This is a genomic window from Nonomuraea sp. NPDC049141, from assembly GCF_040648415.1.
In the GTDB taxonomy this organism is placed as follows: Bacteria; Actinomycetota; Actinomycetes; order Streptosporangiales; family Streptosporangiaceae; genus Nonomuraea.
In genome coordinates this window covers 48522-73955 of record NZ_JBEZDR010000012.1, presented here as the reverse complement: position 1 = coordinate 73955, position 25434 = coordinate 48522, and the positions used below count along the sequence as shown (strand labels likewise).

General features: G+C 68.4%; 25 protein-coding genes and 1 pseudogene. 15 read left to right on the top strand and 11 right to left on the bottom strand.

Features of this window, described 5'->3' with window-relative positions:
- The first annotated feature begins 28 nt into the window (after positions 1 to 28).
- Positions 29 to 595 (top strand): hypothetical protein, encoded by a 567-nt coding sequence (locus AB0B91_RS33670; RefSeq protein ID WP_358328044.1) that lies wholly within the window; start codon positions 29 to 31, stop codon positions 593 to 595.
- On the opposite strand, the gene AB0B91_RS33665 is transcribed toward AB0B91_RS33670, so the two are convergent.
- Both AB0B91_RS33665 and AB0B91_RS33660 read right to left on the bottom strand, forming a co-directional pair.
- Positions 592 to 792, bottom strand: a complete 201-nt coding sequence (locus AB0B91_RS33665) for an epoxide hydrolase N-terminal domain-containing protein (protein WP_358328042.1) — start codon at positions 790 to 792, stop codon at positions 592 to 594. The genes AB0B91_RS33670 and AB0B91_RS33665 overlap by 4 nt on opposite strands.
- Positions 793 to 870: 78 nt before the next feature.
- Entirely contained in the window at positions 871 to 1755 is an 885-nt protein-coding gene (locus AB0B91_RS33660; RefSeq protein ID WP_358328039.1) for an NAD(P)-binding domain-containing protein, read from the bottom strand.
- A 49-nt stretch (positions 1756 to 1804) separates the two neighbouring features.
- Between AB0B91_RS33660 and AB0B91_RS33655 the strand changes: the two genes are divergently transcribed.
- The gene (locus tag AB0B91_RS33655; RefSeq protein WP_358328037.1) at positions 1805 to 2242 is read left to right on the top strand and encodes a MerR family transcriptional regulator; all 438 of its coding nucleotides are present in this window, start codon (positions 1805 to 1807) and stop codon (positions 2240 to 2242) included.
- On the opposite strand, the gene AB0B91_RS33650 is transcribed toward AB0B91_RS33655, so the two are convergent.
- Complete coding sequence (locus AB0B91_RS33650) at positions 2213 to 2902, bottom strand: GntR family transcriptional regulator (RefSeq protein ID WP_358328035.1); 690 nt, start codon at positions 2900 to 2902, stop codon at positions 2213 to 2215. The genes AB0B91_RS33655 and AB0B91_RS33650 overlap by 30 nt on opposite strands.
- Before the next feature lie 126 nt (positions 2903 to 3028).
- On the opposite strand from AB0B91_RS33650, the gene AB0B91_RS33645 reads away from it, so the two are divergent.
- The 10 genes from AB0B91_RS33645 to AB0B91_RS33600 all read left to right on the top strand — a co-directional run bounded on the left by AB0B91_RS33645 (position 3029) and on the right by AB0B91_RS33600 (position 15405).
- Positions 3029 to 4318 carry an alpha-L-fucosidase gene (locus AB0B91_RS33645; protein WP_358328033.1) on the top strand — a complete coding sequence of 430 codons (1290 nt, stop codon included), beginning with the start codon at positions 3029 to 3031 and terminating at the stop codon, positions 4316 to 4318.
- Positions 4305 to 5657: an extracellular solute-binding protein gene (locus AB0B91_RS33640; RefSeq protein WP_358328032.1), complete on the top strand. Its 1353-nt coding sequence runs from the start codon at positions 4305 to 4307 to the stop codon at positions 5655 to 5657. The genes AB0B91_RS33645 and AB0B91_RS33640 overlap by 14 nt, the downstream gene beginning before the upstream one ends.
- On the top strand, positions 5657 to 6565 hold the full coding sequence (locus AB0B91_RS33635; protein ID WP_358328030.1) for a sugar ABC transporter permease: 909 nt from the start codon (positions 5657 to 5659) through the stop codon (positions 6563 to 6565). The genes AB0B91_RS33640 and AB0B91_RS33635 overlap by 1 nt, the downstream gene beginning before the upstream one ends.
- Entirely contained in the window at positions 6562 to 7443 is an 882-nt protein-coding gene (locus tag AB0B91_RS33630) for a carbohydrate ABC transporter permease (protein WP_358328029.1), read from the top strand. Before AB0B91_RS33635 ends, AB0B91_RS33630 begins: the two co-directional genes overlap by 4 nt.
- Before the next feature lie 98 nt (positions 7444 to 7541).
- The gene (locus AB0B91_RS33625; RefSeq protein WP_358328027.1) at positions 7542 to 8192 is read left to right on the top strand and encodes an NADPH-dependent FMN reductase; all 651 of its coding nucleotides are present in this window, start codon (positions 7542 to 7544) and stop codon (positions 8190 to 8192) included.
- Positions 8193 to 8367: 175 nt separating this feature from the next.
- The gene (locus tag AB0B91_RS33620; protein WP_358328026.1) at positions 8368 to 10296 is read left to right on the top strand and encodes a WD40 repeat domain-containing protein; all 1929 of its coding nucleotides are present in this window, start codon (positions 8368 to 8370) and stop codon (positions 10294 to 10296) included.
- Positions 10293 to 12179: a GTP cyclohydrolase II RibA gene (gene ribA, locus AB0B91_RS33615; protein WP_358328024.1), complete on the top strand. Its 1887-nt coding sequence runs from the start codon at positions 10293 to 10295 to the stop codon at positions 12177 to 12179. The genes AB0B91_RS33620 and ribA overlap by 4 nt, the downstream gene beginning before the upstream one ends.
- Positions 12176 to 13879 (top strand): WD40 repeat domain-containing protein, encoded by a 1704-nt coding sequence (locus AB0B91_RS33610; RefSeq protein ID WP_358328023.1) that lies wholly within the window; start codon positions 12176 to 12178, stop codon positions 13877 to 13879. The genes ribA and AB0B91_RS33610 overlap by 4 nt, the downstream gene beginning before the upstream one ends.
- Positions 13876 to 14850 carry an SUMF1/EgtB/PvdO family nonheme iron enzyme gene (locus AB0B91_RS33605; protein ID WP_358328021.1) on the top strand — a complete coding sequence of 325 codons (975 nt, stop codon included), beginning with the start codon at positions 13876 to 13878 and terminating at the stop codon, positions 14848 to 14850. Before AB0B91_RS33610 ends, AB0B91_RS33605 begins: the two co-directional genes overlap by 4 nt.
- 186 nt (positions 14851 to 15036) lie before the next feature.
- Positions 15037 to 15405: a DUF402 domain-containing protein gene (locus AB0B91_RS33600; RefSeq protein ID WP_358328019.1), complete on the top strand. Its 369-nt coding sequence runs from the start codon at positions 15037 to 15039 to the stop codon at positions 15403 to 15405.
- On the opposite strand, the gene AB0B91_RS33595 is transcribed toward AB0B91_RS33600, so the two are convergent.
- The gene (locus AB0B91_RS33595) at positions 15395 to 16555 is read right to left on the bottom strand and encodes an MFS transporter (RefSeq protein WP_358328017.1); all 1161 of its coding nucleotides are present in this window, start codon (positions 16553 to 16555) and stop codon (positions 15395 to 15397) included. The two genes, AB0B91_RS33600 and AB0B91_RS33595, sit on opposite strands and share 11 nt — an antisense overlap.
- A 56-nt stretch (positions 16556 to 16611) precedes the next feature.
- On the opposite strand from AB0B91_RS33595, the gene AB0B91_RS33590 reads away from it, so the two are divergent.
- Positions 16612 to 17208 (top strand): CGNR zinc finger domain-containing protein, encoded by a 597-nt coding sequence (locus tag AB0B91_RS33590; protein WP_358328015.1) that lies wholly within the window; start codon positions 16612 to 16614, stop codon positions 17206 to 17208.
- Positions 17209 to 17282: 74 nt separating this feature from the next.
- On the top strand, positions 17283 to 17804 hold the full coding sequence (locus tag AB0B91_RS33585) for a hypothetical protein (protein ID WP_358328013.1): 522 nt from the start codon (positions 17283 to 17285) through the stop codon (positions 17802 to 17804).
- Between the two features lie 46 nt (positions 17805 to 17850).
- Here AB0B91_RS33585 and AB0B91_RS33580 read toward each other — a convergent pair whose 3' ends face one another.
- The 4 genes from AB0B91_RS33580 to AB0B91_RS33565 form a co-directional block, all read right to left on the bottom strand.
- On the bottom strand, positions 17851 to 18672 hold the full coding sequence (locus AB0B91_RS33580) for a nitroreductase/quinone reductase family protein (RefSeq protein WP_358328011.1): 822 nt from the start codon (positions 18670 to 18672) through the stop codon (positions 17851 to 17853).
- A 238-nt stretch (positions 18673 to 18910) separates the two neighbouring features.
- Positions 18911 to 19513 carry a dihydrofolate reductase gene (locus tag AB0B91_RS33575; protein WP_358328009.1) on the bottom strand — a complete coding sequence of 201 codons (603 nt, stop codon included), beginning with the start codon at positions 19511 to 19513 and terminating at the stop codon, positions 18911 to 18913.
- Between the two features lie 15 nt (positions 19514 to 19528).
- The gene (locus tag AB0B91_RS33570; protein ID WP_358328007.1) at positions 19529 to 19948 is read right to left on the bottom strand and encodes a DoxX family protein; all 420 of its coding nucleotides are present in this window, start codon (positions 19946 to 19948) and stop codon (positions 19529 to 19531) included.
- Positions 19949 to 19982: 34 nt separating this feature from the next.
- Positions 19983 to 20594 carry a dihydrofolate reductase family protein gene (locus AB0B91_RS33565; protein WP_358328005.1) on the bottom strand — a complete coding sequence of 204 codons (612 nt, stop codon included), beginning with the start codon at positions 20592 to 20594 and terminating at the stop codon, positions 19983 to 19985.
- Between the two features lie 114 nt (positions 20595 to 20708).
- Here AB0B91_RS33565 and AB0B91_RS33560 point away from each other — a divergent pair, with 114 nt between their 5' ends.
- Entirely contained in the window at positions 20709 to 23573 is a 2865-nt protein-coding gene (locus AB0B91_RS33560) for an AAA family ATPase (protein ID WP_358328877.1), read from the top strand.
- A 149-nt stretch (positions 23574 to 23722) separates the two neighbouring features.
- Here AB0B91_RS33560 and AB0B91_RS33555 read toward each other — a convergent pair.
- The 3 genes and pseudogenes from AB0B91_RS33555 to AB0B91_RS33545 all read right to left on the bottom strand — a co-directional run.
- Positions 23723 to 23950: pseudogene (locus AB0B91_RS33555) on the bottom strand (sigma factor); the annotation flags it as partial.
- Between the two features lie 37 nt (positions 23951 to 23987).
- The gene (locus AB0B91_RS33550) at positions 23988 to 24329 is read right to left on the bottom strand and encodes a DoxX family protein (protein WP_358328003.1); all 342 of its coding nucleotides are present in this window, start codon (positions 24327 to 24329) and stop codon (positions 23988 to 23990) included.
- 180 nt (positions 24330 to 24509) lie between these two features.
- Positions 24510 to 25391 (bottom strand): sigma-70 family RNA polymerase sigma factor, encoded by an 882-nt coding sequence (locus AB0B91_RS33545; protein WP_358328001.1) that lies wholly within the window; start codon positions 25389 to 25391, stop codon positions 24510 to 24512.
- Between the last annotated feature and the right edge of the window lie 43 nt (positions 25392 to 25434).

Genomic DNA, 25434 nt, shown 5'->3' with positions numbered 1-25434 from the left:
CGGAGGCACCTCACCGATGGGATCCGCGATGCCTCCTCGCTCACTCGTGCTGCTGGCCGCCTCGCTCTGTGCGGGCGGCCTCGCGGCTCTGGTGTATTTCCACGACTCCGACCTGGTGCTGTTGAGGGAACGTCTGAACCATCCGTTCGCGCTCGGTGTGGTGGCCTGCGTCCTGGTGGCGTTGGCCGCCGTCGGGCTGCGGTGGATGTGGCTACGTGTCGTGATCGTCGTCGTTGCCGGGCTGGGCGCGAGTGTCGCGCTGTTCGGGGGGTTGCTCACCGTTGCGTTCTCCTCTACCGAGGAAATCGGCTTCGTCGACGGACCGGCCCCGTACAGTATCCGGCTCCAGCAGTCGATGGCGGGTCTCGGGCCGGACATGGTGACGTGGCTCAGTGTCCACAGGGACGGCGGGTTGCTCAGCAGGGAGTGGGATCTCGGCTGCTTCAACGACGACGTCCCCGACGACACCTTCGACTCGGTCAAGTGGACGGGGCCGAGTTCGGTGGAGATCCGGGTGGCCGACGGCCGAACGTTCCCCGTGGCCTTGGACCCCGCCTCGGGCCGACCCCGGACCACCGCCACCCTTAATTGTTAGAAGCGACGGAGAGGGGTGAAGAAGGAGACGGTCAGCCGGTCGGCGAGCGGCAGCATCTCCACGAAGCTGCTCGGCCAGCCGTGGGTGAGGATCAGCGGCAGAGGCGCGGGCGCACCAGCTCGCGCAGGTAAGCGGGATCGGCCCCGGCGGCCCAGTAGACGCTGTCGGACGGCGTGGGATGGTCGAGTGACGGACACTCCTGAGCCGCGGTCAGACGAACGCGACGGCCAGGAGTGCCCGGACGCTACCACCACCGGGCAAAGCGCCGAGTTGGGTCAATCGTTGCGGGGTCGGCTGAATTCTTCGATCAGTACGGGATACTGCTCCCCACCGTGTCCGGCGGCGATCGAGCGGTCGGCCATCGCCTTGATCAACTTCGGCAGTTCGGCGTTGACTCCCACCGCCTCGCTCGCCTCGATCAGGTGTGCCATCGCCCGCGCGTCGGTCTCCAGCGCCGACACCTCGGCCGGGAAGGAGCCGCTGTCGATCTGCTCGGCGTACCCAGGCAGCCATTCGGCCACCCCGGCAGCGATCTGCCGCGCGAACGGCGCATACGTCGCGGCGTCCACACCGGCCGTCCGGAGCAGGGCGGTGCCCTGGAGCCAGGCGTTCAGGACGCTCCACATCATGGCGAGGCCGGCCACGTCGTACAGCGATGCCAGCCCATGGTCAGCACCCAGGTAGGTGACGGTGCCGAGCGCGTCGAGCGTTGACTTGTGCGCCTCGAAGTCCGGCTGCGGCCCGCTGTGCAGAATCACCGCTTCGGCGGTCCCGATCCCCGACGGGATGGCCATGATGGCGCCGTCCAGGTAACGGGCGCCGCGCTGCTCGGCCCATCGGGCGGCTTCCCGGGCCTGGGCCGAGTCGCCCGAGGTCAGGTTGATCAACGTCTTGCCGTCCAACTCGCCGTCGCTCGCGCCGAGCAGCTCGCGCATGGCCTGGTAATCGGTGACGCAGATGATCGTCAGGGGACTTGCCTTGAGCGCGTCGCCAACCGTTGGCGCCGGCCGTGCGCCCTCGGCCACCAGCTCGTCGGCCTTGGAGATCGTACGGTTCCACACGGTTGTGGGATGTCCGGCTTTCAGGAACGCGCCGGCGAGCGCCCGGCCCATCAGTCCGAGTCCGATGACTGTCACAGGTGTGTCGGTTTTGCGGTTCATGGCAGCATCGTCAACGTTGATACCGGTATGAAGGTCAAGTGAGGTTCCGATGCTGATCGGGGAACTGAGTCGTCGGACGGGCGTGAACGCCCACCAGTTGCGCTACTACGAAGCCCAGGGCCTGCTGGAGGCAGAGCGCGGCACGAACGGTTACCGCGAGTACGACGAGAACGCCGTGCTGCGGGTGAAGCAGATCCGGCACCTGCTTGGTGCGGGTCTGTCCTCTGAGGACATCGCGTACCTGCTGCCCTGTGCGGTCGGAGAGGCCCCGGAACTGCTCGGATGTCCCGAGTTGCTGGCCGCGATGCGGTCACGGCTGCGGCGACTGGACGATCAGATGGACCGGCTCGCCCGATCCCGCGACGCTCTCGCCGACTACATCGACGCGGCCGATCGAGTGGCCGCCGAGAGCTATCCGCCCTTTGACGCTACTGATGACACTACTGACGCCGCATGCTCAAGCTTCGTAGGCGCTCGTCAGGCGTGACCGCGACGCCTCGAGGTGGGCGGTCATGGCACTCGCCGCCGCCTCGGGATCCTTGCGGCAGATGGCGTCGAGCACCGCGCGGTGCTCATCGGCGGCGTGCGTGGCGATCCCGTGGCGGAAGTAGAGGCGATAACCATGGGTGTGCGCGCGGAACCTGCGCAGCGTGTCGGCGATGAGCGGGCTGCGGCTGGCCTCGGCGATCGCGTTGTGAAACAGGGCGTCCAGCTCCGCGAAGCCGCGGTACGCCTCGTAGGTGTCGCCCAGCAGCGGTGACATCATCTGCTCCAGCGACTCCCGCATGGCGCTCACCTCGGCGGCCGTGGCATACCGTGCGGCACGCGCGGCGGCGGACGGTTCGAGGAGCAAGCGGACGTCGTACAGATCATCAAGGGCGGCCCGGTCGAGCAGGGGGGCCACCAGATAGCCGGTGTTCGGCCGGCGGACGACGAGCCCCTCCGACTCGCAGCGCGCGAGCGCTTCGCGGACCGGCGTCTGCGACACGTCGAGTTCGCGGGAGAGCCCGTCGATCGACAGCTTCGCCCCGGGCTCCAGGTCGTGATCCATGAGCCGGGCCTTCAGCGCCTGGAAGACCGATTCGCGGACGCTGATCTTGACCGGCTCGCCGGAACCCGAGCCGCCGGACGTGCCTGCCTCGCTCATCGTCCCTCCATCTGAGGCCACCACGAACACATTGTGGTTGACACATGCCCAAAACTCCCTGCATCCTCATGCAAATCGTATCGTATCCGATCTGGGCAAGCCCGCCCGACGCAGAAGGATGAGCTCGTGACCTTTCCCGGCTGGTTCGGTGACGCGGGTTTCGGCCTGTTCGTGCACTGGGACCATGCGAGTCAGCAAGGCGTGGAGATCGGCTGGCCCCTGGTCGGCCATTCGATCCTTCCGGGCCGGACAGAACCCGAAGCCGACATGTCGATCACGCAGTACCAGTCGAGCGCGGCCACGTTCGACCCGCGCCGCTGGGATCCGCGAGGCGTCGCGCGGCTCGCCCGCGACGCGGGTGCCCGCTACGTGGTCTTCACCGTCCGCCATCACGCCGGGTACTCGATGTACCACACGAGGCAGTCCGAGTTCTCCATCGCGGCCTCGCCGTACGGGCGGGACATCACCCGCGAGTTCTTCGACGCGCTGCGCGCCGAGGGCCTGCGCGTTGGCGTCTACTACTCGCTGCTCGACTGGAACCATCCCGACTACCCGGCGTTCACCGACGCCGATCGTCCCTACTCGCAGGACCATCACCGGCGGCCCTCCCCGGAACAGTGGGCGCGATACCTCGACTACGTCAAGGGACAGCTCACCGAACTGCTCACCGAGTACGGGACCATCGACCTGCTGTGGTTCGACGGGGAGTGGGAACGCACCGCCGAGGAATGGCACGCCGCCGAGCTCCGTGAGCTGATCAAGTCCCTGCAGCCGGACGTGATCATCAATGACCGGCTGCCGGGCCAGGGCGACTACGCGACCCCCGAGCAGGGCATGCCGCGCCGGCCACCGGGCGGACCGTGGGAGCTGTGTCTCACGATGAGTGAGAGCTGGGCCTACCGCCCCGACGACCTCGACTACAAGAGCCCGCGGCTGCTCGCCTCCTACCTGAGCGAGGTCGTCTCCCGAGGCGGCAACCTCCTGCTCAACATCGGGCCGCGGGGTGACGGGTCGCTGGTGCCGACCGAGGTCGCCACGCTCAAGCAGCTCGGCGGCTGGCTGGCCGGCCACGGCGAGAGCATCGTCGGGGCCGCGCCCGCGCCGGAACGCCTCGACTTCTACGGCCCGGCCACGCAGCGCGGCAACACCATCTACCTGCACCTGCTGCTGCGGCCACAGGACGTGCTCGTCGTCAGGAACGTTCCCATCGGCTCGGTCGTCGGCGTTCGCCTGCTCGGCACCGAGCAACCGCTGCCGTACAGCGTCAACGAGGAAGTGCACAAGGCGAACGGCGCGGACGACGAGCCACTCGGCGAACTGTTCATCACCGTGCCACCACCGACCGGCGCCCTCATCGACGTGATCGCCATAGAGCTGTCAGCCCCCTGGAAGGACGTCCCCCATGCGACTCTCTAGAACTCTCGGAGCGGCCAGGCCGGCCCTCGCCGGCGTCCTGCTCGCGGCCGCCGTCGTCGCGTGCGGCACCGGTACCGGACCAGGCGGCGGCGACGGCAAGACGCTCCGGATCCAGATCCCCACCGGACCGCTGGCCAGCGCCATGCAGCAGGTCGGCAAGGACTTCGAGAAGGCCAATCCCGGCACGGTGGTCACCTTCGAAGGCGTTGACTCCGGCAGCTCCCGCGGCCCCAATGTGGCACTGCTCAGCTCGACCGGCACCCCGGACATCGGCTACCTCCAGCGCAGCACGGGTGTCTGGTCGGCACTGCTGAAGAACAAGCAGCTGACCCCGCTGGACGATGTCTGGAAGGCCGCCGGCCTGGCGGACAAGTACTCCAAGAGCCAGGTCGACTACTACACGACCAACGGGCAGCACTACGGCGTCCTCTACGAGCAACTGCTGATCAACCCCGTCTACTACAACAAGGCGGCCTTCGCGAAGGCCGGCATCCCCGACCCGGCCGACCACCAGGTCGCCTCCGTCGCCGACTTCGAGTCGATGGTGGGCAAGGTCAAGGCCGCCGGCTACCAGGGATTCGGCGTGGGCGGGTCGAGCCCGTACGACCTGGGCCACACGCTGGACGCGCTGCTGCCCACCGCGGTGTCGGCCGGCGACTACGCCGCCCTGCTCACCAACTTCAAGCCCGGATCCCCCACGAACGTCAAGTACACCGACCCCGGCTTCGTGAAGGTGCTCCAGACGATCCAGGACTGGCAGAAGAAGGGCATCTACCAGAACGGGATGCTCGGCATGGACACCGACCAGGCCCAGGGGCTGTTCACCAGCGGAAAACTCGCGATGCTGCAGGGCGGCAACTACTCCTACGCGAGCCTGAAGGAGGCCAAGCCGTCGTTCGAGATGGGTTGGTTCCTGCTGCCGCCGCTCACCCCGGGCCGGAAGACGCCGTTCGACGCCTTCAACGGTGACACCCTGGTGGTCCCGGTCAAGGCGGCGAACCCGGAGCTGGCCAAGAAGTTCCTTCAGTTCTTCATGACCGACAAGTACCAGGTCAGCGTCGTGGCCGCCACCGGGTCGCTGCCGGTGTTCAGCTCGATCCCCGCATCGAGCCTGTCGAACCTCGGCGACCTGGTGCAGCAGCAGTTCGAGCTGTCGCAGTCCGTCGGATTGGTCAACATCTGGGACTCCACCGTGCCGTCCACCCTCGGGCAGGCGTTCTCGGTACCGGTGCTGCAGAAGCTCGTGGCCGGCAAGCTGACCCCGCAGCAGGCGGCGCAGCAGTTCCAGTCCGCGCTGGAGGACCTGCAGTCCGGCAAGGTGTCGGGGGCGTCGGACTGATGACCGCCGACAAAGCCGTAGTGGCGCGGCCGCCCCGCCAGAGGGCACGGGTCTTCCCGATCGCGGTGATGCTCCCGGCCTTGGTGCTGCTGCTCGTGCTCGTCGCCTACCCGATCGCCGGATCCGTGCGCATCAGCCTCGGTACCTGGGACGGCATCGGCGCGGTCGCCTACCACGGCCTGGACAACTACCGGCGGCTGCTGCACGATGCGCTGGTCTGGGAGTCCATCGGGACCAGCCTGCAGTTCTTCATCGGGACTGTGGTGTTCACGGTGACCTTCGGCGTTCTCCTGGCCAACGCGATCAGCCGGAAGGTCCCGGGTGCCCGGATCTTCAAGGTCGTCTGGTTCCTGCCGGTGATCATCCCGGTCAGCATCGCCGGCATCTTCTGGTCGAACGCGTTCCAGCCGACGACCGGCGTGGTGAACTCACTGCTCGGCCTGATCGGGCTCGGGGACGATCACGCCTGGCTGGCGTCGTCCTCGACGGCACTGTACGCCGCCATCTTCGTAGCGGTGTGGACACAGACGGGGTACGCGATGCTCATCCTTCTCGGCGCCATGGAGGCCATCCCCCAGGAGGTGCACGAGGCGGCCACGCTCGACGGCGTCGGCGCGGCCGGCCGGCTGTTCCGGATCACCTTGCCGAACATCGTGCCGATGCTGGGCACGATCACAACGTTGACCTCGGTGTTCTCGTTCAACGCCTTCGGCATCATCTACGCGATGACCCGAGGCGGCCCGGGCAACTCCACGAGCATCCTCCCGGTGCTGGTCTACAAACAGTCCTTCGTCGACCAGGACTACGGCTACGGCTCGGCCACCGCGGTCATCACGACGCTGATCGTCGCCGTCATCGGGATCATGGTCATGCGGATCTTCCGCCAGCAGACCCTGGACGCGCGATGAGGGCGCGGGGCGGAACGCGCCCGGCCGTACGACGACGATCGGTCTGGCGACACGGCCCGCTCTGGTACGTCGGCTACACACTCCTGCTGGTCTGGACGGCGATCACGGTCGTGCCGTTCGTGTCGATGCTGCTGCTGTCGCTGCACTCGACCAGCGACATCTACGCCCACCCGTTGGGGCTGGGCGGCCAGTGGGTGCTGTCGAACTACGCCGACGCCTGGCGGGGCGTGGTCGGTGGCGCGCCGCTGTCGACATACATCATCAACAGCCTGCTGGTGGCGCTCTGCAGCCTGGCCATCGGCGTGACCTGCGGCAGCCTCGCCGGTTACGGCCTGGCCCGCGCGACCAGGGGGCTGTCGAACGCGGTCAGCCGCGTCATGGTCCTCGCCCTGAGCGTCCCGCTGGTCGTCGCGCTGATCCCGACGTTCGAGCTGCTGGGCAGGTATCAGATGCTCAACAGCGTGGCGGGCGTCTCGCTGGTCTACGCGGCGTTCATGACGCCCACCATCGCCCTCATCATGCGGTCGGTGTTCGCCGCCGTACCGAGGGAACTGCTCGAAGCAGCCAAGATCGACGGTTATGGGGAGTTGGCCGCGCTGCTCCGCGTGGTCCTGCCGATCAGCAAGGGTGGTTTCGTCTCGGTCACGTTGCTCGGGCTCATCTTCGTGTGGAGCGAGGTCCAGTTCGGCGTCGTCCTGCTGACCCGCCCGCAGAACCGCACGCTGTCGGTCGGCCTGCTCTCCTTCCAGGGCCAGTTCGTCAGCGACCAGGGAGCCTTCTTCGCCGGCCTCGTCATCGCGACGTTCCCGATCGTCATCCTCTTCCTGATCTTCCAGCGGTATGTCACGAGCGGCATCACTCTGGGTGCGCTCAAGTAAACCCGACTAACATCCGTCTCCAGTTCCCAGCGGTTAGTCACCCGGAACGGGGATGGAACGAAGCGGAACGCCTCAAAGGCAGGACTGCGTCGCGGGGGATGCGCCGCAATTCGCCGGGGGTTTTCATGTCTGAGTTTCGCGTCATGTTGATTTCGGGGAGCCTTCGCCAGGGGTCATTCAATTCGGCCATGATCCGCACCGCGGGGACGCTCATCGAACGCCGGGGCCTCCACGTGTCGACCCTTGGGCTGCGAGAGTTCCCGCCGTATGACAGCGATGTGGAGATCGCCGGAATTCCGGCGGCGGTGCGTGCCGCCAAAAAGGCAGTGGCCGCGGTGGATGCGGTCGTGGTCAGCACGCCGGAATACAACGGCGGTCCGTCGGGGGTGCTCAAGAACGCGCTCGATTGGCTGTCCCGGCCGTACCGCCACAGCGTACTCACGGACAAGGCCGTCGGCATCGCGAGTGTGGCGCCCGGGGATCATGGCGGGCGGCTGGCTCTGACGCGGCTGCGCGAGACGCTGGTGCATTGTGGCGCGCACGTGCTGAACCCCGACCTCGCGCTGGCTTTCGACGCCGACGACCATCTCGACGACGCGGGCGAGATCACCCATCCAGCTGTCGTCGCAGAGGTCGATGGGTGGATCTCGGCCCTGTTCGGACCCGTCACCGCTGACAGCGGGACCAGGACCTGTTCGCCACCGCTCCTGGCGAACCAGACCCCCGTACCAAGAGCTGGGAGGAGGTGAGGGCTCATGTTCCGCAAGCCGGTTCGCAGGTTCGCCCGTCCGATCAACTAACTCTCCGGTTCCGCGCCGGCCCGGTCGTGGCTGGGCCGGCGCGGAACTCCCCTCAGCGAACGACATCGTGGATCGGATCCGCGTGGAAGCGAGATCTGCTCAGAAGCGAAAGGAAGCCCGTCAAATGGAGATCACCAATCGACTCGTGCGGGTGCTGTACGTCGATGGTGTCGGTTTAGTGGTGAGCGATCTCGTCGGCAGGGTCCACCTCTTCGACGATGACCTCAACATCGTCCGTTCGTCACCCGTTGTGGGTGACTCGACCCAGACCAGCGGTCGTCCGCTCCTGACGCTGGCGGTCGCCGACCGCTGGATCATCGGGAAGGACAAGCTGGGCAACATCAGCCGGTGGGACCTCGACACTCTCGACGTCCTCGACGTCCTGCCCGCCGCGGCCTACCGCGATCCCGACCCCCTGCTTGAGGATGAGCAGCCGTCGCAGACCGCCAGCCGCGGCATCGCCGTGTTCGACGGCAAGGTGTACGTCAACAACGGCTTCCGGCAGTTGGCGATCATCGACCTGGAGACGTTCAAGGTCGAGCGGGTCGTCGAATCGTTCAGCGGGGACGACCCGCTCGACTGGATCTGCGCCGAGCACCCGACCGTACACGCCGCGTCGGACAAGACGGGCCGGGTCTACATCGGCTCGCTGGCGACCCTCGAATTCCCCACCGCACTGCAGCTGGACAGCAGCAACGTGCACCGGATCCGGTACGACGTCCGGCACGATCGCTTCTGGGCGATCCAGGACCGCGGTACGGGCGCCAGCGACGGCATCGCCAACGGCGTGATGCTGCTCGGACTGGACGGAGCGGAGCTGCAGAGCATCGCGTTCGCCCGCAATGACGTCGAGATGCTGACGTTCTCGCCGGACTACGACCGGGCGTACGCCGGCGGGTTCGACGGTGAGTTGCAGATCTTCGACAACACCGGGTCGAAGGCTCGGATCATCGCGACCGTGTCAGGCTTCACCCACCAGCTCGTCGACGCGACCGTCGGCGCCGACGGATCGGTTTATCTGCTGTCCCAGGACGGCGAACTGGTCAAGGTCGACCGGGACGGCGCCTTCCTGACCAGGGCGGACTTCCGGCGCCAGTGCGTCTGGGACATCCAGCACTCGCTGGAGCGGACCGAGCGGCTCTACGTCGCGACCGACGACGGGGTGACGGTCGTCGACTTCACCGAGACCGCGGGCGACCTCACTCTCGACGTCGTCGCGCATCACGTCGCCGGGTTCGGCTTCACCCGCCGGGTCGTCGCGCTTCCGCACGGCTTCGCCGCGGTCACCTGGGACCGGAAGGTGTACGTGGCCGACGCGGACGGACGGCAGCGCTGGGTGCGCGACCTCCCGGCGTTCGGGCACGCCCTCGCCGTCTCCCCCGATCACCGCCGGGTACTGGTGGCGAGCAACGCGGGCGGGCTGGAGTTCGATCTCGCCTCCGGCGAGCTGGTGGACCGGATCGAGGTCGAGGGCACACTCGGCTGGGCGTGCACCTACCTCGCCGGCGGCGAGCGGGTCCTGGCCAGCCGGGACGGACGGATCCGGGTGCACGCGGCGGACTCGCACGAGATCCGGTGGGGCCTCGACATGGGCAGCGACTACTACCCGAAGCGCATGTGGGCGACGGACACGGCCCTGTACGTGAGCGGCGGCTGGGGAGTCAAGGAGATCCCGTTCGAGTCGCGGAAGATCGCGCGGCAGTGGTACGAGCTGCTGGACAACACCGTCGAGAACGGCCTGCTCGTCGACAACCTCATGGTCGCCGTCTGCTACGGCATGCAGATGGCCGCCTACGACTACCTCACCGGGGAGATCGTCGGGCTCGTCGAAGATCTCGCCGACTTCCCCAAGGGACTGGCGAGCCTGCGGACCGCGGACGGCCGGCCTTTGGTGATCGTCGGCGGGCGCGGCGGCTACCTCGGGCTGTACCGGCTCGACATGGGCCCGAGCAAGGGCACCTTCGCCAAGGTCAAGGACGTGTACCTACCCCGGTCCGGGGTCGGCGACATCGTGCTGCGACCACTGGACATCGAACGGGCTGACGCGCTGTGAGCCCGCCGGGCACCCGCCAGGCCGGTCAGGATGGCGCGTCCGTCCAGGAGCCGTCACCCTGGCGGTCCCGGCGGTTCGTCTTGTTCGCCACCGGCAACACCGTCAACAACGTCGGCGAGGGCGTCTACACCGCGGCGCTGCCGCTGCTGGCGTTCGACCTGACCGGCTCAGTGGTGCTGATGTCGCTGCTGGCCGCGTTGGTCCCGATCGGCTTGCTGCTCGGGCCGTTGTTCGGCGTCGTGGTCGACCGGTGGGGTCCGCGGGTGCTGGTCGTGCCGGGTCTTGTGGTGCAGATCATGGCCGCATCGGCACTCAACGTGTTCGCGCTCGCCGACGGCGCGCCGATCGTCCTGCTGTTCGTCCTGGGCGGCATCATCCAGCTCGCCGGTGCCGCGTACCGGGCCGGCTGGATGGCCGGCGTGCCGACCATGTTCCCGGAGTGCCCGGTCCGGTCGCGGGGAACGCTGAAGAGCCTGTTCCTCGCCACTCTGGTGATCGGCCCGCTGCTGGTCGGGCTCCTGCTGCCGGTGGTCGGCTACCTGGGGCTGCTGTGGTTCAACGTCGTGACCTGCGTGGTGCCCATCCTCGTGTGGGCGATGCGGATCAAGCCTCCGCGATTGGTACGGCTGGCGCCGGCCGGGGTGCGGGCGCTCGGCGCGGATCTGGTGGACGGCTGGCGGATCTTCCGCGCCGACCGCGCGGTCATGATCGCCACGGTGATCAAGTTCCCGCTGGTGTTCATCGGGTCGTCCGGCACGATGACGCTGGCGCTGTTCATCCTCCAGGACCGCTGGAAGATCCCGGCCGACAAGGTCGGACTTATCATGACCGGCTGTGCGGTCGGCGGTCTGGCCGGCTCGCTCGCCCTGTCGCAGCGGCGCGAGTTCCGGCTCTACCCGAGCCTGATCGCCGGCGCGGCCGGGCTCACCGTCGCGCTGTTCGCGATGGCGGTGCCGGTCCTGGCCGCCCTCATCGCGGCCATGGTGCTGCTGACCGCGGTGAACGGGATGCTCGCCGCCTCGCTGGAGATGATGATCGTCAAGCATGTGCCTCAGGCGGGCATCGGCCGGGTCAGCGGGATCCTCCGGCTCTTGGGGGGCATTCCGGCGTTCGTCGCACCCTTGCTCGTCCCCGTCGGCGTCGCCGCGATCGGCGCTCAGCCGACGTTCGCGCTGCTGGGTGCGGTCGGCCTGGCGGCGGCCGTGTGGCTGCACCGCACCCGCCTCATGTGGCGGGAGACAGCCCCTGACGCGGGCGAACGGGTAGCAGTGCGGAGCAGCGTCCTGGTCCCGCTGGCGGCGACGGAGGCCGCAGCGCTCGACACCACCATGGTCACCTTCAGCGGGCTGGTCGACGGGTTGGAGCACCTCGCGGTCCTCTTCGGCGACCCGGCCGCCCAGGACTCGCCACTCGTACGGCTGCACTCCGAATGCCTGACGGGGGACGTGTTCGGCTCAGCCAGGTGCGACTGCGGTCCGCAGCTGCGCCATTCGATCGACCTCATGCGCTCGGCCGGCGGCGTCATCCTCTACCTGCGTCAGGAAGGCCGCGGCATCGGGCTGTACAACAAGATCGACGCCTACCGGCTCCAGGAACTCGGCTACGACACGTTCGAGGCCAACCGGAAGCTCGGCTTCCCTGCCGACCTGCGCAACTTCAGTGTCGCGGCGCAGATGCTGACGGCCATCGGCGTGAGCGAGATCCGCCTGCTCTCCAACAGCCCCGACAAAGCCGCGCAGCTGGCCGCCAACGGCATCACGGTTCGCAACGTCACACCGACTACCGCATTCGTGACCGAGGCGAATCGCGAGTACCTCCGCACCAAGATCCGGTACGCCGGACATCTGATCGATCTCGACGAGAACCTCAGGAGAAACGCGTGATCACGCACACAGCGCCTATCAGTGGAATCGCGGCCTTCCAGGACCAGATGATCGCCACCGCGGGCTACGACAACCAGATCGTGCTGTGGGAGCTGCCGCAGCGCACGCCGATCAGCCGCGCGTTCCATGACCATCTGGTCAATCAGTGCTCGTTCAGCCCGGACGGCACCCGCCTGGTCACGTCGTCCAGCGACTACAGCGCCCGGCTCTGGTCCATACCCGACCTTCGGCTGACCGCGGTGCTCGGCGATCACGACGACGACGTGGAGATGGCGGTCTTCCATCCGACCAGGCAACTGGTCGCGACCGCGTCCCGGGACAGCCTGGTGCGGGTGTTCGACTTCGACGGCCGCCTGCGGCACCGGTTCGCCGGCCACACCGCTGACGTGATCTCCGTCGAATGGGCCCGCGACGGCGACGGGTTGGTGACGTCCAGCGACGACGGCACGGTCAAGCGGTGGTCCATGGCGCACGAGGGACTGGTGGACGACATCGATCTCGGTGGGGTGGAGACCGACACGATCGTGGTCGGTGAGGACGAGATCATTTTCGCCGGCAACGACTCCGGCGAGATCCTGATGGTCGGCAACGGCACGCGGACCGTGACCAGCGCGCACAAGGCGGGCGTGAAACGACTGGTGCTCAACACCGAGCTCGGGCTGCTGGCCAGCCTGAGTTACGACCGCACGATGGCGCTGTGGCGCATCGGTGACACCGGCGAGCTGACCCGCCTGAGCACCGCCGACCTCCCGACTGACGTGTGGCCGCGGTCCGCCGCGTTCACCGGCTCGTCGCGCCTGGTGTTCGGCACCTTCGGCGCGTCGTACCGTACCTACGACTACCAGGAGCACCGGTGGCTCGACGAGGTCGTGCCGACCACCCGCGGCGTCAACGCGGCGTGCGCCCACGGGGACGCGGTGCTCTCGGTCGGCGATGCCGGCATCGTCTGGCGGACGCTCGGCGGGGTCCACGACGAGCAGTCCCGGCCCGGCAGCCTGTGCAACTTCCTCACGCCGGCCACCAGCGTCGTCATCACCGGCGGGCAGCTCGGCACGGTCTTCGACGCGCTCAGCGGGCGCCGGCTCCACCAGCATCACTCGCCGCTGAACACCGCCACGATCCTCCACCGCGACGGCGCGGAGCACGTGCTGGTCGGCGCCTACACGGGCGAGGGCATCCTGCTGCGGACCGGTACCGAGGGCTGGGCCGAGCAGGTCAGCACGTTCCCGATGCACGCCAACGCGATCAAGGGAGTGGCCGCGTCCGACGACGTGATCTTCTCGGTGTGCGCCGACGGCAGCGCCGCCTGGCATTCGGTCGCCACTCTCGAACTGATCCACCATCAGCCCAAAGCGCACAGCAAGATCGCCAACGGCTGTGTCCATCTGGGACGATCCAGGTTCGCCAGTATCAGCAGAGATCTCATCCTGCGGATCTGGGACGCCGACCGCACCGTCACCGTGGTGAAGACCCCGCATCGCCACTCGATCAAGTGCGTGTCCGCCGACGGGACCGGACGGTTCGTCGCGACCGGCAGCTACGACGGTTCGATCGCGGTGTACGACCTGCTGACGGGCACGTGGCCCGTGACCGTCCGTCCGACCGCGTCGGGGATATCCTCCATGGCCTTCGACGTCAAGCGGGATGTCTTCCTCGCCGGCTCCTATGACGGCGCCGTCTATGAGGTGCCCGCACCGTGACGGCGGATCTGGTGCGCAATCCCAACCACATGTCCGATCGCGAGGCCATGGGCCTACCGGGCGGGTTCGTCGACGGGCTGCCCGCCGACCTGTTCACGGCCAATGCCGACCTGGTCGGCGCGGCACCGGCGACGCTCGTCGAGCTCGCGCACGACCACGAGGTTCCGTTGCCGCGGCGGGTCGCCGCGGCGACGATCCTCGGGCTGGTCGGTGATCCCAGAATCAGCACGTTCGAGCCGCTCATGATCGACATCCCGGACGGCCGGGTGCGCCTCGGATTGCGACCAGATCGGGTCAGCGCCGTTGTGGACACATGGCGCGCGGTCGGAGTCCGTGCCGAGTGGATCGAGAAGGAGTGCCCGGACCATGAGACGTACGTCGCCGCGTTCCGGCTGGCCCGCTTTCCCGTCACCAACCAGGAATACCGTGAATTCCTGGTGGACACCGGAGCCCGCTGGCTGCCGACGTCCTGGCGCTTCGGGACCTATCCACACCACCACGCCAACCATCCGGTGTGGACGGTGCCACCGGCGGCTGCTGACGCGTACGCGACCTGGCTCGCGCATCGGACCGGCCGCGCGTTCCGCCTGCCCACCGAGGCCGAATGGGAGTACGCCGCCGCCGGCCACGACGGGCGGGAGTTCCCGTGGGGCGACGACTTCGACCCGACCCGGCTCAACACGATCGAAGGCGGCATTCTCGACACCACCCCGGTCGGCGTCTTCCCCCACGGCAGATCACCGTTCGGCGCGGACGACATGGGGGGCAATGTCGAGGAGTACGTGTCAGACCTGTACCGCCCGTACCCCGGCGGCAACGTGGTCCTGGATGACCTGACGACAGCGGCCCCTCAATACCGCATCGCCCGCGGCGGAAGCTTCACGAGATACGGAGACCTGGCCAGGACCCGGCGCCGCCACGGCTGGTTCGAGAGACCGATCTACGCGATGGGCTTCCGATTGGCGTGTTGACCCAGGTGATACAGGAGATCAACACATTCTTCGAGGCGGGATCGACAGTGGTGCGCCGCCACGTATGGCAGGGCAAGGTCTGGTCGACCGCGCCTTACCGCGTTGTCCACGACACGGAAGACTGCCTGGAGGTGGTCAACTGGCCCGGGCTGCGCAGCCTGATGTCGACCACATGGATCACTTCCTATGTCAACGGCCGAACCCACCGCGACAGGACCATCCGCCAACTGGCCTCGGGCCTGGTACGTCGACTTCGACCTGCCGAAACAGCGCACCCACCTGGGTATCGACACGTTCGACCTGTTGCTGGACCTCGTCGCCGAACCCGACCTTTCCCGCTACCAGTGGAAAGACGTCGACGAATATGAGCAAGGCAGGCGTCCTGGCTTGATCGATGACCAGGCACACCGGCACGTGGCCGCGGCCAGAGCGGAAGTCATCGGGCTCATCGAGACGCGCCAGGGACCGTTCGCGCACGACTGGTCACCGCCACCGCACGAGTCTTGGCCGATGCCGGTGTTGCCCGAGGACGTGGAGAGCTGTGTCAGAGAGTAGGCGGGACGATCCGGAAAGCGAGTGCCGCGAGGACCGCCAGAGTGGCCGCCAACCCTAGAGCACCGGGAAGTGACCAGGTGGCGATCGGCCCCGCGGCGGCCGCCCCCAGGGCGAAGCCGGTGATCTTCAGGCTGGCGCCGGTGGTGAAGATCTGGCCGCGCAGGTTCTCCGGTGCCTCCCGATGGCGCACCGCGAACAAGGCGGTGAGCTGAGGTCCCTGGCCGATTCCGGCGATGAGCATGGCGACGACGAGTACGGCCGGTTGACCCATCGCGGCCAGCGCCAACGCGGCAGCCTGGACCAGGGCACCGACCCAGATGATCGTGTCGGGGGTGACGGAACGGGGCAACCGGGCGAGCACCGCATTGGCCACCAAGGCGGAGATCGCCGCACACGAAAGCAGCAACGCGCCGCGGCCGGCACCACCGAGGACACGTTCGCCGAGGAGCGGGATACAGGCCGTCAGCATTCCTTGGGCGACGCAGGAGATGACCGAGGTAAGTGTCGCGCGGGCCAGACCCGCGTTTCTGACGATGACCCGCACTCCGGCGGCGAGGTCGCCGACCATCGAGTTCGGCTGCGAGTCTCGCGCTGAACCGGAACGTGCGGGCAGCGTCCACGCGGCGGCCGCTGCCAGGCCGATGAGCACCACGGAGACCGTCACAGCCGTCGGCGCCCCTAACAGCTCGGCGACGCCACCGGCGAGCGCCGGTCCGGCCAGGCTCGCCATGCTGAAGGTCATCGCATCGAGTGCGTTCGCCCGGGGCAGCTCGGCGCGCGACACCACCCGAGGCAGTTGAGCCGTCCACCCACCCGACAGCGCAGGCCCCAGCAGCCCGGTGAACACCGCGATCAAGACGTTGACAGCGATCGGAAGGTGGCCGAGCCCCACCAGGATCATCCCCAGACCCGCCGCGTAGAGCACGAGCGCACCGGCCAGCAGCCGGCCTGGTCGCGCCGCCCTGTCGAGGAGCACACCAAGCACAGGGCCACCGACTGCTGCGGCGACCGTGATCCCCGCGAGCAGCGACGAGGCTTCCGTGGCCGATCCGGCGAGGGCGAATCCCGCCAGCATCAGCGCCGGTCCCGACATTTCATCCCCGGCACGAGCTGCCACAGCGCCGGCGAGATAGGGCCTCAGTCTTTTCACCCGGGAGACGTTACGGAAGTAACGCAAAACACTGCAATATGCGTTACATTTCGTGGATGCCCTCCACCGCCGACGACTGGTCCACCCGGCACTCCGTGCTGACCACGGCGCGACGCACCGCCGCCCTCATCAACGCCGTCGCCGACGACCACGCCGACCCTGGCGCCGTCGCCGAGGTACTCCGCGTGTACGGCGAGATGGACCCCATCGACCTGACCCCCCGTGACGTCGCCGCGATGCGCACGGCCGCCGCTCAACTGCGGGAGGTCTTCGCCGCCGACAGCGCCACCGAGGCCGCCACCACCCTCAACCACCTCCTGCGGGAGCACACCGGACCGCTCCGCCTCACCTCGCACGGCGGCAGCACCCCCTGGCACCCACACCTCGATCATGAGGACGACGCCCCCTGGGAAGAATGGCTCCTGGCCTCGTCCTGCATGGCACTGACGGTCCTCCTCTGGGACCACCAACGCCCGCCCGGCAGAATCTGCGCATCACCCGACTGCCCGAACGTCTTCATCTCCCACGGCAGCGGCCCAGAACGCCATTACTGCTCACGCCGCTGCGCGACCCGCGAACGGGTCAAAGCGCATCGACGCTCCCGCTCAGCCGAGCAACATCAAGAAGCGCGCCCAGGATCCGAAACGACGTGACTCCGCCGTATCTGTCCGCCGCGTTTACACTGGGCTTCCTCTGCGCCGCGTCATGATCCCGCACGGGGGCTCGCGTGTCCGATGAAATCGCTGAATCACACTCGTTGCCCCCTCTCCCGGGAACCGCGCAACAAGTGGCGCTCGAGCACCGGAAGCGTCACCGGGCGTTCATGGTGGGCCCGTTGATCGGCCTCACAATCGCTGGGATCAAAGGGACATTGCAGTTGGGCTGGCTGGGCCCCGTATGCATACTCGGCATCGGTGTGATCGTGCTCTCGGTCACCGTGGCTACCCGGAAGATCTCCGCTGATCGGATGCGTGCCGCCTTCCGCGATCCTTCAGCCTTCGCGGTCGCGTTCTGGCCGCTCAATCCCGGCGACTACCGGCGTTTCGGCTCCCTCCCGCTGACAGGCATCCACACCATCGTCCTGAGCCGCCCCGGCAGCCTCCGCCCGGGCGCGTTGGCCTTCGTCGGGCTGGACAGTGGTCATGTGCTTCACTTCCACGTTCTCGACCGCGTCATACCGTTCATCGCGGCCCTGCGCGTGGTCGGCGTCACGGTGCTCGAAGAACATCACGGCACGCCAAGTGGATGATCGGAAGCCGAAAAGGCCGCTCCCCACAACTGGGAACGGCCTTTGATCAGGCGAGGTCGAGAACCGGTACCAGTTGCTCCTCCTCATACGTCAGGTGAGCCTCAAGTTCATCGACGAGCCGTTCGATCTCGGCCCGTACCTTCAGCGGATCCCCACCGGAAAGGGCCTGCGTCAGCTCTTCCAGGAGTACGGTGATGCGCTCGTGCTCCTCGGCCAGCCGCTCCAAGGTCGGAGCGAGCGAGGGATGCCGCTCGGCCAGGCCGGGGAACATCATGGTGTCCTCGCCCGTGTGGTGATGGTGCAGTCCCTGGCAGACGGTCAAGCAGTTGATCCTGAGCTGCACGCCCAGGCCCGGCCGTCCTGAATCGGACAGCTCCTTGCGGATCAGCGCGAGTTCGCGGCGGAAGCCGTCGTGCACCAGCTTGAGGTACGCACCGACCGACGGTGCGCTGTCCCGGGGCGGACCGGTCACGCGAAGTGCGACGACCGGAATGGTGCGCGCCGTCTTGGCCTGGTAGTCGGCCCAGCCAGGGTCGCCCTCCACCGCGCGGGCGAACGCCGCCTCACGCTCGGCGCCCTCCAGGACCTCCGCCTCGACATCGAAGATGAGCACGCCGGTCTCGACCGTGGCGCGCGGGTCGGCCTTCAGATTGTGGTACCAGGCAGGGTTGTTCGGCGCTCCCCCGGCGGAGGCGATGACCAGCATGCGCTCGGCGCCGTCGGGCAGGTAGGCGAGCGGGGTCGTGTGTGACTTGCCCGAACGGGCGCCGGTGGTGGTGAGCAGGAGCAGCCTCGCTCCCTCGAAATAGCCATTGACTTGGCCGTTGTTGGCGCGGAACTCGTCGATGACCTGCTTGTTGAAATGCATTCTTCTCCATTGGTGGTTCCTGCTGTGCCGTACTGAATGGAGAAGAAGGCGGCGGACCGCGGGCCCGCCCGGCGATCAAGCGTCAGCCGGGCTGCTCTCTGGTGCGTGGCCCAAGGCCGACCCGGCAGTCACGCAGGTCACGCTACTTCATCACGATATTCTCCGCAAAAACGGCGGAAGGCCGCCTCCCATGACCAGGAAGCGGCCCTTAACCTGAGGTTCGCCGCGGATGGACTGCTCACCTCTTCGCGACGTCGTACACGAGATGCGTCACGCGGTCCCCGCGGATGACCTGCGAAGGATTGTCGAGCAGGATCGGATCGGCCAGCGGACCCGTCGCGAAGAACGGGCGGCCCGAGCCGAGCACCACGGGCACGACGTTGACGACGATCTGGTCGATGAGGCCGAGCCGTAGTGCCTGGGCTCCGATCTCGCCGGCTGCCACGTCGACGATCCGATCGCCGGCGTAGTCCTGAGCGGCGCTGATGGCCGCCTCGACGCCGTTGACGAACGTGAATGGCGCCGTGTCGGCATGCTCCCAGTTCTTCGGTGGTTCGTGGGTGACCACGAAGACGTGTTCGCCTGCGGCGGGTTTGCCGTTCCAGCCGTTCGTCAGGTCGAACAGCCGCCGGCCCATGACGACGACGGCGATGTCCGGGTATTGGGCGCGCATGAAATCGGCCGTCGCCTGCGTGGTCCGGAACTTGTCGTCACCGTCGGCAAAGGACCAGCTGACGTCTCCGTTGCCGTAGCAGTCGAAGAGCGGCCCGACCGCGTCATGGTCGTCGGCGATGTAACCGTCCAGCGAGACCGCTGCGCAGCCCATGATTGTCTTGCCCATGTCGGATCTCCTTTGTCAGTGAACTGGGCGCAGAAGGGCCTTGATCTGGGTTCGGCGTGCCCAGGCGATCAGCGCGCTCATCACCAGCAAGCCGATGGGCAGCCACGGCGGGGCAGCGAGAAGGAAGATGTTGGTGATGGTCGCGCCGGTCATCAGGCCTGCCACGCCGAGTGCGGCCGCCCCACAAAGCCTCGGAATCAGGAGGCCGAGTGCGGCGGCGATCTCCAGGACGCCCACGGCGTATCGGAGCCACTGTCCGGCGCCGACAGCGGTGAACATCTCCACCATCGCCGGATCGCTCGTGACCTTGAGGAAGCCGGCGGGGCCGAGCTGGACGGCCAGGACGGCCTGCGCCACCCATAGGCCGGCCGTTGCAACGTATTCGCGGATCCGTGTCCGGGCCGGCGAGGCGGCTACGGGCTGTGTGTGACTCATGGAGTCCTCCCATCAAAAGGGGTTGTGGATGAGTTCATCGCTGACGGTCCGCGCGGATCCGGTCGTACAGGAGACAGATCGCGCCGGTGGTGGTCGTGCTGGTGGCGGTGAGCGACCAGGAGGACCCGGCCGGGCCATCGGTGAACAGGTGAGCCCCGCCGCCGACGAGCTCCGGGCACAGGGTGATGCTGAGCCGATCCACTTCGCCCGCGTCGAGCAGTTGTCGAATGACGCTGCTGCTGGCCAGGACGATGATGTCGCCCCCTGGCCGCTCCCGCAGCTGCTTGACGACGGTGGCTGGGTCAGCGGTGGCCAGGCGCGCGTTGTCCCAGTCCACCCGCTCCAGGCTGCTGGAGAAAACGATCTTCTCGACGTCGTTGAGCCAGCGGGCGAACGCGCGGTCGTTCGAGTCGGCGCTGTCGTCGTCGGCCACAGCGGGCCAGAAGCCGGCGAAGCCCTGGTAGTTCTTGCGGCCGAGCAGCGCCGTGGTGGCCGTGCGGGTGACGTCCACCATGTGCGCGCGGGCGCCGTCGCTGACGGCGTGGGGGACGATCCAGCTCATGTCGTACTCGCCGCCTGGGCCGACGACGCGTCCGTCGAGGGAGAGGGAGATGTTGGCCACGACGGTACGCTGCTGAGTGGTCATTTTTGCTTCCTTCCGGAGTGTTCGGGACACACGACCCAGGGTGTCGTCCAGGGCGGGAGGCTGTCGTCGTCAGACTTGGTGAGATCGCGTCCGGGTTTGGAGGGCGGGTAGGTGATGGTGGGGTCGGCCGTCAGCCCGGTGATGGTCGGCCGGGCGGACGAGATCGCCACGCTGCGGGCGGCCTACGCACAAGCCCGGTCGGCGCGGCCCGTCACGGCATTGGTCTCCGGTGAGGCGGGCATCGGCAAATCCCGGCTGGTCACCACCGTGGTGCGGGCGCTTCCCGGTGACCCGCTGGTCCTGTCGGGCGGTTGCCTCGAACTCGGCTCGGAGGGCGCCCCGTATGTGCCGTTCGTCGCCATCCTGCGCGACCTCGTACGCCGGCTCGGCCGCGACCGGGTGGCGGCACTCCTGCCGGCGGCCGGATCCACGCTCGGCGACTGGCTGCCGGACCTCGGCCCCGCCCCCGTCCGGTACACGCGGACCAGGCTGCTCGAGGAGATGCTGGCCCTGATCAGCCAGGTCGCGCAGGCACAGCCGGTCGTCCTGGTCGTGGAGGATCTGCACTGGGCCGACGCGTCCAGCCGTGAGCTGTTCGCCTACCTGGTCCGCAACCTGGCCGATGCCAGCGTCCTGTTGATCGGCACCGTCCGCACCGGCGAGCTCGCCACCGGCCATCCGAACCGGCGGCTGCTCGCCGAGCTGGGTCGCGGCCGAGACCTGGTACGCCTCGGTCTCGGCCCGCTGGAGCACCGGGACGTGGCCGAGCTCCTGGAAGCCATCGACGGCCGGCCGCCGGACCGCTCCCGCAGCGGCGCCATTCACCGGCGCAGCGGCGGCAATCCGCTGTTCGTCGAGGCGCTGAGCACCACGGACGAGGCGTCGGCGGCCGACCTGCGGACCCTGCTGCTCGACCGGATCACCGACCTGCCCGATCTGACTCACCAGGTGCTGTCGGCCCTGGCCGTCTCCGGCATCAGGCTGACCGACGAGGTCTTGGGCGAGGTCACTGGCCTGCCGGAGACGCAGCTCCTGCTCGCCCTCAAAGATCTGGCCGGGCGGGATCTCGTGGTGGCCGGCGACGAAGGGTACGCGATCCGGCACGACCTGATCCGCGAAGCCGTCTACGCCTCGCTGCCGCCGGCACAGCGGCGGCGTACCCACGCTCGATACGCCGCCGGGCTCGCCGCCCGCACCCCCGACAGCACGGCCCTGGCCGACCACTGGACGGCCGCCGGCGAGTTCGAGCAGGCGCTGCCCGCAGCGTGGCGCGCAGCCGACCGTGCCGGCCGGCAGAACGCCTACGACGAGCAACTCCACCTGCTCGAACTGGTCCTGGCACGATGGACTCAGGTCGCCGCCCCCTCCCTCCTCATCCACGCCGACCGCACGACCGTTCTGGAACGGGCCGCGGCGGCAGCCTTCGCGGCCGGCAAATCCGCCGCGGGCGTCGCGCACGCCACCGCTGCCCTGGCCGAGCTCGATCCGGAGAGCCAACCGCTGCGCACGGCCCGGCTGCTCGGCCTGCGCGGCCAGTCGCAGAGCCGCGTCGACGGCAACGGATGGGACGACCTGGAACACGCGGTCGCGCTCGTGCCGCCCGGCTCGTCGGACGCGCTGCGCAGCCGCCTGCTGTCCGCGCTGGGCTTCATCGGCGTCGCCGCGCACCGCCTGGAGCGAAGCCGGCAGTACGCGGCCGAGGCACTGACCCTGGCCGAACGGCTCGGCGACGACGGCCTGCGAGCTCCCGCGCTGCTGGTACTGGCCGCGCTCGACGGCATGGACGGCGTCTTCGAGCCGGCCAGGCGCACCTACGCCGAGGCCCGGCGGGCGGCGGAGTCGGCCGGGGACGAGCACACGTTCCTGACCACGTTCCAGTGGGAGGCCGGACTCATGGAGGCCGTCGGCCTCTACGAACAGGCCGCCGAGCTCGCCCATATCGGGCAGCTGGCCGCCGAGCGACTCGGCCGGACCCGCTCACGCGGCAGCATGCTCGCCAACGCCCGCGCCATCCACCTGCGCTTTCTCGGCCGGTGGGACGAGGCCGTAGCGGTCGTCGACGACGCCCTGGCCGACGGGCCGCCGCCGCTGTACGCCGCGTTCCTGCGCCTGGCGGCCGCCGACATCGCCCGCTGCCGGGGCGAGACCGACCGGTTGGAGCTGCTGTTCCGCCAGGTGAGCGAGTTCGCGCGGCATGCCGCCGGGGCCGCCGAGGCGAAGGCCGAGTTCGCCGTCCAGCGCATCGCCTGGGCATTGGAGCAGGGTGAGGCAGACCTGGCCGACCGGATCCTCGGCGAGCTCCTGTCGGTGGCACCGGCCACCTGGCCGACACACGAGGTATTGCGGCTGGCGGTGCTCGGAGCCCGGGTCCAGCGCGCCCGGCGGGCCGCCGCCCCGCGGAACCGGCGAGTCGCCACCGAAAGCGCCGACCGACTCGCAGAGCTGGCCCGCATGACCGACACGGTACGCGCCGCCACTCCCGCACTCACCGCCTACCGGCTCACTTTCCAGGCCGAGTCCGGCTCCGGCGACCTGCCCTCCTGGGACGCGGCCGTAACGGCCTGGCGCGACCTCGGCAACCGGTACGAGACCGCACTTGCCCTGACCGGCGCCGCCCGTATCGCGCTCGCCTCGAACAACCGGCCCGGCGCCCGCTCCCGGCTACGAGAGGCCCGCGCCCTCGCCGCCGAACTGGGCGCCGCGCCGCTGCTGGCCCGCATCGACGACGTCATCGCCCACGGCCGACTCGGCGACGCCGCGAAGGTCCCGGTGCGCAACGACTTCGGCCTGACCCGCCGCGAGCTCGAGGTGCTGCGGGTGCTCGCCCGCGGCCGGTCGAATCCGCAGATCGCCACGGAGCTGTTCATCACGGCGAACACCGTGGCCACACACGTGGCACGGATCCTCGTCAAACTCGGCGTCGCCACCCGAACCGAGGCCGTCGCCCGCGCCCACGACACCGGACTCCTTGACCCGTGACGCACGAACAGCACCCGGCCGGCACCAGCAGTGCCCTCCACTGGAGTCACTCGCGTTCCACGCCGCTGAACTGGGCTGGAACGAGTTCGCAGGACCAGCAGCCGACGCGCGACGATCCGTTCGACGGCGCGGGCCTCGCGCTCGCTGCGGCGTCGTCGGGTCGACAGCACGTTGCGCGCCACCCCGTACAGCCATCCGGTCTCGCTGCCCCGTCCCGGCTGGTAGGTGTGCCGGGAGCGCAGCGCCGCGAGGAATATCTCCGCCGTCAGGTCGGCAACCGCGTGCGGGTCGGCCACCCGTCGTGCGACGAACCGTGTCATCACCTCGAAATGCCGCAGGTAAAAGACCTCGAAAGCCTGCGCCCCGGTACTCGTCACGTGCGGCGAGGGGTACCGGGGTGTTCTGGATGGGCGGTCAGGCGGCGGATCCCAGCATGAGGGCGGCGACAACCGGCACGAGGTACAGCAGCGGGTAGGCGACAGTCGCGTAAGAGCGTGCCCGGAGCACAGTGATGACGGCCCCGACGAAGTACAGAACCAGGCCGATTCCGGCCAGGGTGCCGATCACGGGCACGAACAGGCCGACCAGCAGGCCCGCCGCCCCCGCAGCCTTGGCGGCACCGAGCCAGGGCCACCAGGAGCTCGGGACACCGTACGCCGCCAGCGGTTGGACGACCCACGCGGCGCGAGTGAGGATGGCGTAGGCGGAGAAAGCCACCCAGGCGGCGGCGAGAACAGTGACGATAACGTGCACCATTTGGGGCGCTCCTTGCTTCGGTGACACTGGGCCGGGGCCGCAGCGGCGTGATCGGTGAGTCCGTCACTGCCTTGACCCGGCGTCATACGACGATGTGACCGCCGTCGAATGTGACCTGCGTCATATGCGAGGAGCCCAGCGGTTGGGAGGTGAATCCAAGCGATCCCACCTCCCAACCCCTCAGTCGAGGACCGCCAGATTGAGTCGATCGAGACGATCGGATTCCGCGATGACGTCGATGGCGGTGATGAGGCCGTCGACGATGCTGAACGTGAGCGCTACACGCAGGTGGCTGTGAGGAGCCATCACGAGGCCAACGGCGCCGTCGATGAGGGCGAGTCCGGTGAACTGGGCCCGCTGCATGGCGGCCATCGCGCCCTTGGCGACGGGCTCGGCTCCGTGGACCACGACGGGCTCCGCGGTCAGCATGACGGCCTTGTCCGCCCGAAGCATGACATCGGGGTGGAGCAGCGTGATCAGAGCTTGGAAATCCTGGCCGCGAGTGGCGGACAGGAAGGCTTCGACGATTCCCCGCTGGCGGGTCAGATCGACGTGCGGCGCGGGTGCGGCACCCTTGACGCGGCGGCGGGCACGACTGGCCAGTTGCCGGGTCGCCTCCGGTGATCGCTCCAGCATGGGGGCGATTTCCTCGAAGGGCACGGCGAACAGATCGTGCAACACGAAGGCGAGCCGCTCAGCCGGACTCAGGGTGTCGAGCACCACCAGCAGCGCCACCCCGACCGAGTCGGCCATCACCACCTCTTGTTCGGGATTCCCGGTGGACGCGGGGCCCAGCAGCGGATCAGCCGCCTGGATGTCCAGCGGTTCCTCGTGGCGACTACCGCGCGAGCGCAGCATGTTCAGGCACACCCGAGCCACCACCGTGGTCAGCCATCCGGCGATGTTCTGCACCTGGCTGACATCGGCGCGGCTGGCACGCAGCCAGGCGTCCTGAAGCGCGTCGTCAGCCTCGCTCAGCGATCCCAGCATCCGAAAAGCCACCGCGCGGAGATGCGAGCGATGCTCGACGAACCGCTCTGTCAGCCAATGATGTTCGTCCACGTCACATACCTCCGTCAGCAGAACGATACTTATCGACATAGCG

Coding starts and splice junctions, on each gene's coding strand:
- AB0B91_RS33660 (WP_358328039.1), bottom strand. CDS start 1,755: ATGAACCGCAAAACCGACACACCTGTGACAGTCATCGGACTCGGACTG.
- AB0B91_RS33635 (WP_358328030.1), top strand. CDS start 5,657: ATGACCGCCGACAAAGCCGTAGTGGCGCGGCCGCCCCGCCAGAGGGCA.
- AB0B91_RS33670 (WP_358328044.1), top strand. CDS start 29: ATGCCTCCTCGCTCACTCGTGCTGCTGGCCGCCTCGCTCTGTGCGGGC.
- AB0B91_RS33650 (WP_358328035.1), bottom strand. CDS start 2,902: ATGAGCGAGGCAGGCACGTCCGGCGGCTCGGGTTCCGGCGAGCCGGTC.
- AB0B91_RS33550 (WP_358328003.1), bottom strand. CDS start 24,329: ATGGTGCACGTTATCGTCACTGTTCTCGCCGCCGCCTGGGTGGCTTTC.
- AB0B91_RS33570 (WP_358328007.1), bottom strand. CDS start 19,948: ATGAGTCACACACAGCCCGTAGCCGCCTCGCCGGCCCGGACACGGATC.
- AB0B91_RS33600 (WP_358328019.1), top strand. CDS start 15,037: ATGTCAACGGCCGAACCCACCGCGACAGGACCATCCGCCAACTGGCCT.
- AB0B91_RS33630 (WP_358328029.1), top strand. CDS start 6,562: ATGAGGGCGCGGGGCGGAACGCGCCCGGCCGTACGACGACGATCGGTC.
- AB0B91_RS33590 (WP_358328015.1), top strand. CDS start 16,612: ATGCCCTCCACCGCCGACGACTGGTCCACCCGGCACTCCGTGCTGACC.
- AB0B91_RS33640 (WP_358328032.1), top strand. CDS start 4,305: ATGCGACTCTCTAGAACTCTCGGAGCGGCCAGGCCGGCCCTCGCCGGC.
- AB0B91_RS33560 (WP_358328877.1), top strand. CDS start 20,709: ATGGTGGGGTCGGCCGTCAGCCCGGTGATGGTCGGCCGGGCGGACGAG.
- AB0B91_RS33625 (WP_358328027.1), top strand. CDS start 7,542: ATGCGCCGCAATTCGCCGGGGGTTTTCATGTCTGAGTTTCGCGTCATG.
- AB0B91_RS33620 (WP_358328026.1), top strand. CDS start 8,368: ATGGAGATCACCAATCGACTCGTGCGGGTGCTGTACGTCGATGGTGTC.
- AB0B91_RS33580 (WP_358328011.1), bottom strand. CDS start 18,672: ATGCATTTCAACAAGCAGGTCATCGACGAGTTCCGCGCCAACAACGGC.
- AB0B91_RS33575 (WP_358328009.1), bottom strand. CDS start 19,513: ATGGGCAAGACAATCATGGGCTGCGCAGCGGTCTCGCTGGACGGTTAC.
- AB0B91_RS33655 (WP_358328037.1), top strand. CDS start 1,805: ATGCTGATCGGGGAACTGAGTCGTCGGACGGGCGTGAACGCCCACCAG.
- AB0B91_RS33565 (WP_358328005.1), bottom strand. CDS start 20,594: ATGACCACTCAGCAGCGTACCGTCGTGGCCAACATCTCCCTCTCCCTC.